Source organism: Massilia sp. IC2-278 (assembly GCF_020708045.1).
Taxonomy (GTDB): domain Bacteria; phylum Pseudomonadota; class Gammaproteobacteria; order Burkholderiales; family Burkholderiaceae_D; genus Telluria.
Genome location: NZ_JAJFES010000003.1, coordinates 240,768 through 254,006, shown reverse-complemented (window position 1 = coordinate 254,006; position 13,239 = coordinate 240,768). Strand labels below are relative to the sequence as shown.

Here is a 13,239-nt window from a genome sequence, read left to right as displayed (position 1 = left end):
GAGGATTTCTACATCGAGGCGTCGGTATAACTGGCTAGTGGCGTAAATATCGATGCCCGATAGCCATTCAGTGGAGGCTGACATAAGACGCGGATGTCAGGAATAACCTGGAATAGACTAGTTGCCTCGGCTCAGGTTTCTGATTTCGAAACCGAGGTATCCCATGCCCCCCTATCGCTTTACCGCGGGTTTGCTTGCTTACCGTTTCGGATTGATTGCGGTAACTTTTCCATCCGAGAACTCAACTTGAATGCCAGGGCAGGGGACGTCACTGTCAGCACAAGCATATGTTGCCTGTTTGCTGATTACTAGGCCGTCCGAATTCTTCGTAATGCCGATTTCCTTACGGTTGAGGCCATATGCTGCGAATGCGAGGCATTCTGGATCGCCAGGGCGAACATCAGCCTTCGATGCTCGTGATGCTTGCTCAGGAGATAACTTTCCAAGTGCAACGAGTCGGTCTAGATTTTGCTGAACCGGCATGCCTTTTGCGATTCGATACATGCCGCATTCACGATATGCTGCTTCGTTTGTATCGTTATTCCATCCACTTTGATACGCACTCTGTTTAAGGGACGAACAGGCTGTCAACGCAACGATGCTGATTGCAATAAATGTAATTTTATTCATTTTGATTCCATTGAGTTGTCAACATCGTTGAGCACGGACGGCTCAGGCAGTTTCGAAAAAAAATGTATTGCGTTGCAGCCGTCAGCTCGGCGTGTACGCCCATCTCTCAGTCGATTATGGTCATTGCCCTACCTCGGATTATTCCAAGCTCCAGACATACTGGACTGGTTGCCAGGATCGGAACGGTTTCCCATTTTCCCGCGCCGGCACGAACCGGCATTTGGCAAGGGCGGTCCTGGCGGCTTCGTCGAGATTGACGTTGCCGCTCGATTTCGTGACCCGGGTGTCGAGTACCCGGCCGTCGACGTCGATCAGGAACGAGATCGCCGAGGTGCCGCTTATGCCTGCCTTGGCTTCTGCCGCCGGATACTCGGGCTTGCGGCAAAGAGGCAGCGGCGGCGCCTTGTCCACGCTGTCGGCCATATTGTCGGACTGTCCCGCCGGAGTGCTGGGCTCGGTTGTTTGCGCCTTGCCGGTCAGGGCCAGTGCCGCCAGGGCTGCGGCCAGCAGCCACTTGCCGGCTCGGTCGTGCATGCTGTTCTCCAAGCGTGGAATCGAGAACAGCATTATCCCATGCCGGACCGGCACCAAAATACGCGCAAACTATCCGAATGCCGGCATTTACGGAATGACTGGCGCGCGCATCAGCGCGCGGCGGTCAATCGCAATGCGTACGTATTACAACGGTCTTGTCCGCTGATTGCGCCACCCGCCGAAGAAACACCGTCAAAACACTCCCATTATTTCAAGTCTTCATCGGAGACCAATCCGATCCAATCGATGTGGCATATCGTCTTCATCGCACTTGATTGCTTTTAGTTTTGCGAGATATCATGACAACAAAAAGTGACTAAAAGCAATCTCATCGGATTGCCTATCGCCGGACCGTGCCAGACACGGCAGCGAAATAAGTCGCCACCACCAAAGAACCAAAACAAAGGGATGTTCAAGCATGGCAAACGAGTTGGATGAAGTAAGCGGCCCGGTCGACGCGGGCGGACGCGATGTCAATGTCATCAGCAGGCAGATTCCGGTCCAGATCGGCACCGGTTCGCTGATTTTTGAAATCGCTTTATGGACGGTCATTCCGATCATCGGCCTCGTGGCGCTGTTGACCGATGCATTGCCGCGGCCATACAGCCTGGGCCTGCTGGTATTGGGCGCCTTGCCGGGCCTGATTTTCCAGTTCATGAAGGTCTTTGCGCTGGCCTACCTGCGCAAGCTGCAGCAGAAAATCCAGGCCGATGCATCGCAGATCGACAATTACCTGGAACAGCGCGTCGTCATCCTGAACAACGTGGTCGGCCTGGTCGCAAAAGCCATCGATCTCGACAAGGATGTGATGAAATCGGTCGCGGCTTACCGCAGCGGGCACAACGCCGATGCCGCACGTAACGAGGCTTCCCAGAAAATCGACGGCATGTTTTCGCGCATTAGCCTGGCTGTCGAGGCGTATCCGGACCTGAAAGCGCAAGCCGTCATTGCCGATGCCATGCGCCAGAACAGTTATCTGCAAAAGGAAGTAACCGCCGCGCGCACGCTGTATAACGATACCGTCGGCATGTGGAACCAGGATATCTTTGCCTGGCCAACCAAGCAGATCGTTGCGGCGCGGGCAGGTTATACGACCCGCATTCCATTCACGGCCTCTGCCGAAACCAAGGCCGCTGCACGGGGTGTCTTCTTTTGATTGCCGACGTCCACGAGCCGCTGGAGCAGTATTCCTCGCATTTCAGGTCTGCCCACCTTGAAAACACGTCGGACTTTTTCGAGGACCTCGTGCGCCGCTCCGGCGTCGACGAGAATGCGAATATCCAGACGGTACAGGAACTGCGCGAGCTCGAGAAACAGGCGGCCGGCGCGGGTTCGGCCAACAAGTGGTGGCGCATCCTGCGCGGCGTCACCATCGCGGCCGCGGTGCTGCTGGCGCTGTATATCGTCGCCAAGTACGCCTGGCCGTGGATTGTGCTGCCGGCAATCGCGCTTGCCGCTGCGCTGCACCTGCTCAACCGCACCATCAACGACTCCGACACGCGGCTGAAAGGCCTGCGCGACGCCTGCGAAGCGAAGCGCACCGAGGCCTGGAGCCAGATGGCGCCGCTGAATCGCCTGTTCGACTGGGATATCGTGGCCAAGCTGATGGAAAAAACGGTGCCGCGCATCGCCTTCGACCCGTATTTCAGCAACGGCCGCATGGACGAGCTGCGCAGCAGCTTTGGCTGGCACGGCAATCTCGGCGACGACCATTCCATCGTGTTTTCGCACAGCGGCGTATTGAACGGCAATCCGTTCATCCTTGCGCGCACCCTGTCGCACTGGATGGGCAGCAAGACCTACCACGGTTCGCTCCAGATCAGCTGGACGGAGCAGTACCGCGATTCGCAAGGCAAATGGCAGTCGCGCACCCGTTTCGAAACGCTGCGCGCATCGGTCGAGCGCCCATTCCCCGAATACGAAAACCGCACGTTCATCGTCTACGGCAATGAAGCGGCGCCGGACCTCATATTCAGCCGCAACCCGTCGAAACTCTCGAAGCTGGAAGACGGCATGTTCGACAAATGGCGCAAGAACCGCGCCATCAAGAAGCTGGAAGCGAAATCGCGCGATGTCGGCGAAGGCAATACATTTACAGTGATGTCGAACCGCGAATTCGACGCCTTGTTCGATGCCACCGACCGCAACCACGAAGTCCAGTTCCGGCTATTGTTCACGCCCCTGGCGCAACAGGAAATGCTCAAGCTCCTGAAGGACAGCGAAACGGGCTTCGGCGACACCTTCGTGTTCGAGAAAACGCACATGATCAACGTCGTCGAAGCGGGGCACATGCGCAGTACCGACATCAGCGGCGATCCCGCCAGCTTCTATGCCTACGAACTGGCCCACGCGCGCAGCTTCTTCAACAGCTACCACAACGCATTCTTTAAATCGTTCTATTTCGGGATGGCGCCATTGCTCGCCATTCCGCTGTACCAGCAGCATCGGCCGCATTCCGATATCTACAAGGACACGTATTCGCACAAGCCCTGTTTCTGGGAGCACGAGGCGATCGCCAATTACCACGGCGAAGCGGCGTTCAACCATCCCGAATGCGTGACGCGCAGCATCCTGAAGACGTCCACGGAAAGCGAGGCCGACGGATCGCAGGCGGTGCGCGTGACCGCCAGCGGCTTCAAGAGCGTCGGGCGAACCACCTACATTTCGGTCTGGGGCGGCGATGGCCGCACCCACCAGGTGCCCGTGCATTGGGACGAGTATTTCGAGGTCAGCAACAGCGCCAGGGTGCTGGTCAAGGAAACGGCTGCGCCGGGCGCTGCTCCGACCGAGCGCACGGAAGCCGCCTTACCGCCAGCCTTTGCACAGCACGGCGTGCATGCCGGGCAGGCGGTCCTGCGCCGCGCGATTTTCTCGGCGATCTTGCCGGGCTAGCGTTCCGGAATACGGTCTACAGCCGGGCTCGTGTCCGAATGTCAGACCCGAATGTCAGACCCGCCTCCGGCTGTTCAGCCGCGCCACACCACCCGGTTGCGGCCGGCCTGCTTGGCCTTGTACAGGTGGGCGTCGGCGGCTTCGAACAGTGCCGCCGCCGGTTCGCCGCTGTCGGGCAGGAAGGTGGCGCCGCCGATGCTGACCGTGAGCCAGGCGGCGGCGCTGGAGCCGGCGTGGGCGATGCCGGCCAGCGCGACCGCCTCGCGGATCGCGTTCGCCACGTGGCCGGCCTGGCTGGCGTCGGTGTCGGGCATCAGCAGCACCAGTTCCTCGCCGCCGTAGCGCGCCGCCAGGTCGGCCGGGCGGCGCATCTGGGCGGCGGCGGCGCGCGCCACGGCGCGCAGGGCGCGGTCGCCGGCCGGGTGGCCGTACAGATCGTTGAACTGCTTGAAGCAGTCGATGTCGAGCAGGGCCAGCGACAGCTGCTCGCCGGTGCGGCGCGCGCGCTGCCATTCCACTGCATACACTTCGTCGAAGCGGCGCCGGTTGGCCAATTCCGTCAGGCCGTCGACGTTGGCCAGGTGTTCCAGCATGCGGCGCTGGCGCACCAGCTGCAGGTGCAGGGCCACGCGCGCCAGCACCACGGTGGCGTTGAAGGGCTTGGTGATGTAGTCCGAAGCGCCCATCTTGAGGCCGGCGGCTTCGTCTTCCGGCCGATCCAGGCCGGAAATGAAGATCACCGACACGTGTGCCGTGGCCGGCGTGGCGCGCAGGCGGCGCAGCACGTCGTAGCCGCTCATGTCCGGCATCATCACGTCGAGCAGCACCAGGTCGGGCACGTGGCGCGTGGCGCGTTCCAGCGCCTGGGCGCCGTTCTTCGCCAGCAGCACCGTGTATTCCGGCTGCAGCAGTTCGCACAGGACGTCGCGGTTGACGGCGTCGTCGTCGGCGATCAACACCTTTTGCGGCACGGCGTTCATGCCGGCTCCCCGAGGTCGACCCCGAGCTGCTGCGCCACCCGGGCCAGCGGGTCGAGCGCGGCCGCGTATTCGAGGTCGTCGACCGCCGCCGCCAGGGCCGCCAGCGCCGCGCCCAGTTCGGCCGCCTGGGCCGCGCCCGGCAGCAGGGCCTGCAGCTCGGCCGCCGCGCCCTGGGCGCGGGCGTCGTCTTCGCGCAGGTAGCCGCCGAGGCGCCGCACCAGGCCCGGCAGGGCGGACAGCGTGCCGGCACCCATGCCCGCACCTGCACCGTCCTGGGCTGCGCCGTGCGGGCTGAGCAAGCCCTCGAAGCCCTCCAGCACCGCCACCAGGGCCGCGGCCAGGCCAGGCACCAGCGCCGCCGGCGCCGCCGTGTCGCCGGCGCGCAGGCCGGTTTCCAGCTGGCCGGCCGCGTGCGCCACCGCGTGCGCGCCGACGTACGAGGCGCTCGACTTCAGGTTGTGCGACAACTGCTGCAGCACGCCCAGGTCGCCGCCGGCCAGGGCGTCGAGAAGCTGGCGCGGTGCGCTGCGGTATTCCTGCACGAAGCTGCGCACCCGTTTCAGCAGGCGTGCCTGCTGGCCGTTCACGCCGGCCAGGGCCGCGTCCCAGTCGACGCCGGCCAGCGCCTGCAGGCGCAGCGGCGCGCCCGGGGCGGCGCCATCGGCCGGCGCCAGCGGCGCGGTCCGCCCGGCCAGGCGCGACCCGTCGATCCAGGTCAGCAGGGCACGGAACAGCTGCTCGGGGTCGATCGGCTTGGTGATGTGGTCATTCATGCCGGCCGCCAGGCTCTTCTCGCGGTCGCCGGCCATGGCGTGCGCGGTCATGGCCACGATCGGCAGCGCACGCAGGCCCTCGATGGCGCGGATGCGGCGCGTCGCCGTCAGGCCGTCCATCTCGCGCATCTGGATATCCATCAGCACCAGGTCGTAGTCCTGGCGTTGCACCATCTCCAGTGCTTCGAGGCCGTGCACGGCAACGTCCACCTGCACCGGCGCCGCGGCCAGGAAGTCGAGCGCCACTTCGCGGTTGTTGGTGTTGTCCTCGACCAGCAGGATGCGCGCGCCGCGCAGCCGCGCCAGTTCGCGCGTGCCGGTGTCGATGCGCGCCGGGGCCTGGGGCGCCGATTCCGGACTCAGGGCCTGCAGCAGGCTGTGGTAGAGCAGGGCCGGGCCGATCGGCTTGGTGAGGAAGCCGTGCAGCGGCAGCGCGCCTTCCTGCTGCTGCACCGTCTCGCGCGTGCAGACGCTGACCATCAGGATCGCCGGCGGCGCCGCCAGGTCGGCCTGGGCATGGATGCGGCGGATGGTCTCGACGCCGTCCCAGCCCGGCATCAGGTAGTCCATCAGCACGATCTGGTAGGGGGCGCCGCGCTCGCTCGCATCGCGCAGCAGGGCCAGCGAACGTTCTCCCGAATCGACCGCATGCGCCGCCACGCCGAGCGAATCGAGCATCTCGACCAGGGCTTCGCGCGCGGTCTCGCAGTCGTCCACCACTAGCACGCGCACGTCGTGCAGCGGTGCGGCCGGTGCGGCAATGGAGACCGCGTCGGCGCCGGCGCCGGCATCCAGTTTCACGGTGAAGCGGAAGCAGCTGCCCACGCCCGGGGTGCTGGTGACGCCGATGGCGCCGCCCATCAGCTCGACCAGCTGCTTGGAGATGGTGAGACCGAGGCCGGTGCCGCCGTACTTGCGGGTGATCGAGCCGTCGGCCTGGCTGAAGGACTGGAACAGGTGGGCCAGCTGGTCCTCGTTCATGCCGATGCCGGTGTCGCTGACGGTAAACGCCAGCGTCACGCCCTCAGGCCCGCGCGCTTCCAGCTCCACCGCCACCACGATCTCGCCGCGCTCGGTGAACTTCACCGCGTTGTTGGTGAGGTTGATCAGGATCTGGCCCAGGCGCAGCGGGTCGCCCACCAGGCGCGCCGGGACCCCGCGCCCGACCCGGAACACGAGTTCCACGCGGCGCGCGTCGGTCTTCACCGCGGTCAGGCTGGACAGGTGTTCCAGCAATTCGTTCAGGTCGAACGGCACGCGCTCGAGCGTCATCTTGCCGGCCTCGATCTTTGAAAAGTCGAGGATGTCGTTGATGATGCCGAGCAGGTGCTCGCCGGCGCCGAGGATCTTGCCGAGGTAGTTGCGCAGCTTCGGATCGGGATCGGTCTTCAGGGCCAGGCGGCTCATGCCGATGATCGCGTTCATCGGGGTGCGGATTTCGTGGCTCATGTTGGCCAGGAAGTCCGACTTCATGCGCGTGGCCGCTTCGGCGCGCAGCATGGCGTTCTGGATCGCCTTGGTGCGCAGGCCGAGGATGCGCATGAAGACCAGCATGTCGATCGCATTCCCGAACTGCAGTGCGTGCATGGTCCAGAAGGTGGCGGGCAGGGCGCCGTTGATCACCAGGCTCAGCACCAGCGAACTGGTGAAGCTGATCGACCAGCCGACCAGGAAGTACACGCCGACCAGGTCGCCGCGGCGCGCGCGCATGAAGGCGCCCGGCATCCCGAGCAGCATCGGCATGATGCCGAGGGTGCTGACGATGGCCACCAGCCCGTCGACGCTGATGATGCCGGCGGCATACGCCAGGGCCGCGACCACGCACAGGACGGCGCCGGTCTTCATCAGGCGGCTGAAGGTGCGGTCCATGCCGGGGCGCGCCAGTGCCTGTTCCACGAACAGGTAGGCGCCGCAGGACGACATCAGCGCGAATAGGCCGCCGGCGTGGATGTTGGTCCAGGCATTGCTGCCCCAGACGTACTGGCTGCCCAGGCCCGCGAATTCGGCCGAGAACAGCGCGGTCCCGGTGATCATCAGCGCGAACTTGGCGAACAGCGGCTCGCGCAGGTTGACCCATTGCGCCAGGCCGTACAGCACCAGGCACAGGGCCAGGCCGGCCAGCAGGCCTTGCAGCATCTGCTCGCCGAGGGCGTTGTGGTGGTAGACCGAAGCCTGCGACAGGCGGATCGGCAGGATCTTCGGGCCGGTGTTCTCGATCCGCAGGTAGATGTCGTGCCGCTTGCCGGGCGCCAGGTCGAGGATCAATGCCGGCGTGCGCGGGCTGCGCGCCGCGCCGTTCACCGGCTGCAGGTTGCCGGCCAGGCCGTGCTGGCGCACGTGGCCGTCGACGACCACGAACATCTCCACGCGGTTCAGCACCGCGTAGTCGATATCCAGGATCCAGCGTCCGGTGCTGTGCGCGGGCACCGACGCCGGGATGCGCAGCCACAGCACGCCGCGGTGCATGCCCATGGTGGCGTAGGCCGTCTGCGGCGGCGCGAACCGGGCGCCGGCAGCCAGGACCTCGCCGATGTCGAGCGTGCCGTCCGCGTCGTCCAGCGTGGTGACGGCGGGCCAGGCTTCGACGGCGCCGGTACGGTCGTCGAGGGACAGCGGCGCGCTTGCCCGCGCCGCCGGCGCCAGCAGCATGGCCAGCAGCAGGAGTGCGCATGCCGCGCGCAGGAAGGACCAGCCGGGCAGTGGGCGCATGATCATCCTTGTTTGCGGGAAGTGGAAGAGGTGTCCGGGCGCAGGCGCAGTTCCAGCCGGTTCATCCAGGCCGGCGCCTTCGGGTCGTGGTGCCAGGCCTGCACCGCCTGGGCGACGCCGTTCAGCAGGACCTCGGGCAGTTTCAGGGGCCGGGTCTGGTCCATCAGCAGCTTCACCGTCAGGCGGTAGCCGAGCACGCGCGACACCAGGCGCGAGATCGAGAATCCCGGCACGACGCGGCGCACCAGCCAGTCGATGCCGCGCACCGCGCCCATGCACAGCGCGAACAATGCGCGCGAGACGAGCGACACCCGCCCGTCGAGGCCGAGTTCGCGCGCATTCGTGCGCCCGCACAGGTAGCGCGTGAGCAGGGTCGGGAAGGGTTTCAGGAGGCGCAGCGGAATCTCGTCCTGCATCGCCCGCATCAGCGCGTTCGCCAGCGCCGGGCGCGGGTCGGGCGCGCCGTAGGGCAGGGCGCCGCCGTTCGCGGCGTCGCGTCCGCGCGCCTGCAGCCGTGCGAACAGCCGTTCGGCGGCGGCCATGTCGCGCACCAGCAGCGGCTCCCCGATGCCGAGCAGGTGGCCGACCACGTTCCAGCCGTGCAGGTAGGCGCCTTCCTCGGCCGCCGTCAGGCCCAGGCCGAGGCGGCGCAGGCTGCGCAGGAAGACGTAGTGAAAGGTCAGCAGGGTATAGGCCAGTTCTTCCTGGTTGATCGGCAGGCCGTGTTGCGGCACGTTCCAGCCGCGCGCATACAGGGCGCGGTGCAGGCCGGGGCCTTTGGGCGCCAGCTCCGCCAGGGTGGCGCCGGTCTCGCCGCCGGCCATCACCGCGGCCGGATTGCCGCGCATGATCAAGTGGCGGATGGTGGCGTGGATCAGACGCACCTTCAGCACCTGGGCGACGCCGCCGCCGTCGGGGGCGGTGAGGCCGCCGCGCAGCATCACCGGGAAGATCATGGCGGCGGTCGAGCGCACGCGGTAATCGGTGTGCTGCTCCAGTTGGCCGGCCGTGTGCAGTACGCTCGCCAGGTCGACCGGCACGTAGCACTCGGGCAGGCTGGCGCAGAACAGCAGGGTGCAGGACAGCATGCTCATCTCGACGAACACCGCCTCCGCCGCGCCGATGCGCGCCGGGTCGGCCCAGTCGGGCAGCACGCGCGCGGCGTGCACGAACTCCTCCAGCGCGGCGGCAATGTGCGCGGGTGTGGCCGGGCTGGCGCGCCAGCCGTCCAGCACGCCGTTGGTGGTCCAGGCGGCGATCTCGCGGTTGACGACCGCGATCGCCTCGTAGCGCCCCTCGCCATCGAGGCCGGCGAGGATGCGCGCAATCGTGTCGTCGGCCGGCGGGTCGGCGCGGTAGCGCGGATCGGCGCTGGCGACCGGATCGTGCATGGTCCCCATCATGCCTCCCGTGCGACGGCGGCCATGCGGGCGGCGGCCACCACCGGGCTGGCCGCGGCGTCGGGCACGGCGGCGATGCGCGGGGCCTGCCAGCGGCTCCAGCCGCACAGGGCGGCCAGCAGCGGGATGCCCATTGCGAACAGGGCGATGGTGCGGGTTTCGACCGGGGTGCCGAGGCAGGCCTGGAACAGCATGTTGCCGCCGTAGATGGCGAGCGGCACGACGGTGTGGGCACGCGAGACGCTGGCGGCGGCCACCGGCGGACGGCGGCGCAGCGTGAGGCGGAACAGGAAGATGATGACGAAGGAGACCGCCATCCAGCCGACGAAGCCCTGCAGGGTCTCGCCGAACCACCAGCCGTCGGTCTTGTGCATGATCCAGGCCTTGAGCGTGAAGACCATGTACGGGTCGGCGCCGAGGTCGTAGGCGGTGACGATCATCGCGGCCAGGAAGGACTGGACGATGCTCTGGCCGACAGGCGCAGCACCGTCGGTCGGGGTCTGCCAGACCATCAGGTTGGCGATCACGTAGGCGATGTAGGTCAGGGCGAACCACATCAGCGGGATCACCATCGGCACGTCGCCGACGCGCCAGCCCAGCACTTCGGTATAGGTGTAGTGGCCGAAGAACCAGCCGTAGGTCGACCCCATCTGCTCGGCGAACCAGCCGAGGCTGACCGCGATCAGCACGAAATGCAGCGCCGCGCGCGCGCCCAGCAGGTGGATCGCGCTGGCCCAGCAGCAGGCGAACATCGCCAGCGAGCCGACGATCAGCATGCGCGTGGTCTCGTTCAGGCCGCGCGTGAGCAGCACGGCGAGGAACAGGGCAAGCAGGATGAAGGTGATGCGGGGGAGATGGCGCTGCATGGTCGTTCCTCGTCTTGGCTGGTCAGGTTGTTGTTATCAGAAGCGATAATCCATGCGCAGTGAAACGGTGCGCGGCTCGCTCGGCACGGTCATGCCGAAGCTGTCGATGTTCACCGGCTCGACCTTGTCCTGCAGGTTGCGCACGCGCAGCAGCAGGCTCCAGGGAGCGCCCAGCGGCTGGTAGCCCAGGCTGAGGTCGGTCTCGGTACGGCCCGGGATGCGGTAGCGCAGCAGCTTGCTCGGGATGCCGATGGTGTAGTCGCGCGAGGTGCGCGAGAACACGCCCGCCGTCACGGTGCCGCCGCCGATGCCGAAGCCCTGCTCGTAGCCCAGGGTCAGGGTCGCGCTCGGGGCGCGGTCGAGCTTGTAGCCGGCCCAGGAATGCAGGCCGTCCGGCGTGTAGTCGACGTAGTGGGCGTCGGTGAAGGCCAGGGCGGAGCTGAAGCGGGCGCTGGCCACGGGCTTCACCGCCGCCTCGATTTCCAGACCCTTCACGCTGGCCACGCCGGCATTCCGGGTCACGTAGCGCGGCACGCCATTTTCCATCTCCACGCCCGACAGCTGCAGATTGCCGTAGTCGTAGCGGTAGGCGGCCAGGTTCAGGCTGGCGCGGTTGGCCCAGAAGCGGCTCTTGAAGCCCAGCTCGACCGACTTCAGGGTTTCCGGGCGATACACCAGGGCCGATTCCGCCACCGGCGCCGGGCAGGCGACGCCGAGCGCGCCCGAATCGGCCAGGCAGCCGTCGTTGAAGCCGCCGGATTTGTAGCCGGTGGCCAGCACGCCGTACACCAGGGTGGACGGGTTCAGGTCGGCGTCGATGCCCAGGCGCCAGGTGGTCTTGCTCGTTTCCAGGTGGGCCGCATTCGGCAGCGCCAAGTCGGTGGCGGGGTTGAAGACCGGGCCGAACTGCAGGTTGGTGGCGCCGACGCGCGACTTGTCGTCCTGCGTGTAGCGGGCGCCGGCCGTCAGGCGCAGTGTGTCCAGTACGCGCCAGGTGGCCTGCCCGAACACGGCGCGGCTCTTCGAGACCACCGGGCCGGTCGGGAACACGTAGTACGGGGGCAGGCCGATCGGCTCCAGGTCGCGGAAGGTGGCGAGCTGGGTCATGTCTTCGCGGAACCAGTAGACGCCGGCCTGGGCCGAGACGCGGCCGGTGTCTTTCGTGGCGATGCGCAGTTCGTGCGAATCCTGGTCGTAGGCGCCGTCGAAAAACTGGCGCACGCCGAGCGCGAAGCCGGGCACGATGCGGTAGTAATAGTTGACCAGGAAATCGTGGTCGAACTGGCGCCGCGAACCCAGGTAGTGCAGGGTGGCCGGACCCAGGTTCCAGGTCAGCTCGGCCGCCAGGCCCTGCGCATCGCGCCGGCTGTGGCCCTGCTCGGGCACCGCGTTCGGCGGCACGAAGGAATTCGTCAGGCGCTCGGTCGTGGAGGCGCCGCGCCAGGCCGGGTTGCCGGTCTCGATGCCCGAGTAGAAATTCGTGTCGGGGACGATGACGTCGTTGTTGTCGTGCTGGACCGTGCGGTCGTAGCGCAGCAGCAGCGAGGCGTCGGCGTTGAAGTCGAATTTGGCCGACAGGCGCGCCGAGCGGTCGTCGCGGTCCAGGCCGAGTTCGTGCGGCGTGCCCTGGGCATTGCGCAGCAGGCTGTCGCGGCGCTTCACGGACACCGCCGCGCGCAGCGCCAGCGCATCGTTCACCGGCACGTTGAGCATGCCGTCGGCCTTGCGCGCACCAAAGGTGCCGAGCTCCGCGCCGACCGCGCCTTCGAGCGTCTTGCCCGGTGCGTTCGAGATCACGTTGACGACGCCGGCCGTGGTGTTGCGGCCGTACAGGGTGCCCTGCGGGCCGCGCAGGACTTCGACGCGGTCGACGTCGAGGAAGTCGCCGTTCTGGCTGTGCGGACGGGCGATATACACGCCGTCGAGCATGAAGGCGGCCGAGGGCTCGCCCTTGTCGGTGGCGTCGGCATTGCTGACGCCGCGGATGGTGATGCGCAGGCCGTCGGCGGCGCCGTTCAGGTACACGCCGGGCAAACGCGCGGCGAGGTCGGACGGGCGGTCGAGGCCGGCTTTAGCGAGCTGGGCGCCGCTGATGACGGACATGGCGACAGGCGTCTTCGATTCCGGCGCGACAAGGCGCTGCGCGGTGACGAGGACTTCCTGGATCTGGCCGTCGGCGACGGCGGAGGTTTCTTGCGCAGCCGCGCCGAACGGGAGCAAACCCGATACGGCGGCAGCCAGCAGCGTAAGGTTCGAACGAACCTGACGGTTGGACATGCATTCCCCTAGTTTTTTGGATCGAATCTTGTTGCGCGCAGTGCAGGGCACCGGCGTCAGCGGCCTGTGTTTTATGCAACACTTATAAACGGCGATGCTGAAGTCTTGCAGTCTAGCAGTACATGCAACGAGGAAACAGCCCCTCGTCTCTTAATTGTCTGGAAACGAGGGCTGGGCG

The 13,239-nt window shown here is 66.2% G+C and carries 9 protein-coding genes; 2 read left to right on the top strand and 7 right to left on the bottom strand.

Translation table 11 applies throughout. The features are described 5' to 3' along the window. Positions 1-198 precede the first annotated feature (198 nt). The gene (locus tag LK540_RS08845) at positions 199-630 is read right to left on the bottom strand and encodes a hypothetical protein (protein WP_229436831.1); all 432 of its coding nucleotides are present in this window, start codon (positions 628-630) and stop codon (positions 199-201) included. A 138-nt stretch (positions 631-768) separates the two neighbouring features. Continuing rightward, positions 769-1,164 carry an energy transducer TonB gene (locus LK540_RS08840; protein WP_229436829.1) on the bottom strand — a complete coding sequence of 132 codons (396 nt, stop codon included), beginning with the start codon at positions 1,162-1,164 and terminating at the stop codon, positions 769-771. A gap of 418 nt (positions 1,165-1,582) precedes the next feature. Here LK540_RS08840 and LK540_RS08835 point away from each other — a divergent pair, with 418 nt between their 5' ends. Both LK540_RS08835 and LK540_RS08830 read left to right on the top strand, forming a co-directional pair. Beyond that, the gene (locus tag LK540_RS08835) at positions 1,583-2,320 is read left to right on the top strand and encodes a LemA family protein (protein ID WP_229436828.1); all 738 of its coding nucleotides are present in this window, start codon (positions 1,583-1,585) and stop codon (positions 2,318-2,320) included. Next, positions 2,317-4,056 carry an MAG1210 family protein gene (locus LK540_RS08830; protein ID WP_229436826.1) on the top strand — a complete coding sequence of 580 codons (1,740 nt, stop codon included), beginning with the start codon at positions 2,317-2,319 and terminating at the stop codon, positions 4,054-4,056. Before LK540_RS08835 ends, LK540_RS08830 begins: the two co-directional genes overlap by 4 nt. A 74-nt stretch (positions 4,057-4,130) precedes the next feature. Here the strand turns inward: LK540_RS08830 and LK540_RS08825 are convergent, their stop codons facing one another. From LK540_RS08825 to LK540_RS08805, 5 genes are read right to left on the bottom strand one after another with little or no spacing between them, the layout of a single operon-like run. Then, the gene (locus LK540_RS08825) at positions 4,131-5,036 is read right to left on the bottom strand and encodes a diguanylate cyclase (RefSeq protein WP_229436824.1); all 906 of its coding nucleotides are present in this window, start codon (positions 5,034-5,036) and stop codon (positions 4,131-4,133) included. Further along, a complete protein-coding gene (locus tag LK540_RS08820; RefSeq protein WP_229436822.1) occupies positions 5,033-8,518 on the bottom strand; it encodes a hybrid sensor histidine kinase/response regulator in 3,486 nt (1,161 codons plus the stop codon). Before LK540_RS08820 ends, LK540_RS08825 begins: the two co-directional genes overlap by 4 nt. 2 nt (positions 8,519-8,520) lie before the next feature. Beyond that, positions 8,521-9,909 (bottom strand): oxygenase MpaB family protein, encoded by a 1,389-nt coding sequence (locus LK540_RS08815; RefSeq protein WP_229436820.1) that lies wholly within the window; start codon positions 9,907-9,909, stop codon positions 8,521-8,523. Between the two features lie 8 nt (positions 9,910-9,917). Beyond that, positions 9,918-10,784 carry a carotenoid biosynthesis protein gene (locus LK540_RS08810; protein ID WP_229436819.1) on the bottom strand — a complete coding sequence of 289 codons (867 nt, stop codon included), beginning with the start codon at positions 10,782-10,784 and terminating at the stop codon, positions 9,918-9,920. A 36-nt stretch (positions 10,785-10,820) separates the two neighbouring features. After that, the gene (locus tag LK540_RS08805; RefSeq protein ID WP_229436818.1) at positions 10,821-13,061 is read right to left on the bottom strand and encodes a TonB-dependent receptor; all 2,241 of its coding nucleotides are present in this window, start codon (positions 13,059-13,061) and stop codon (positions 10,821-10,823) included. Positions 13,062-13,239: the final 178 nt, after the last annotated feature.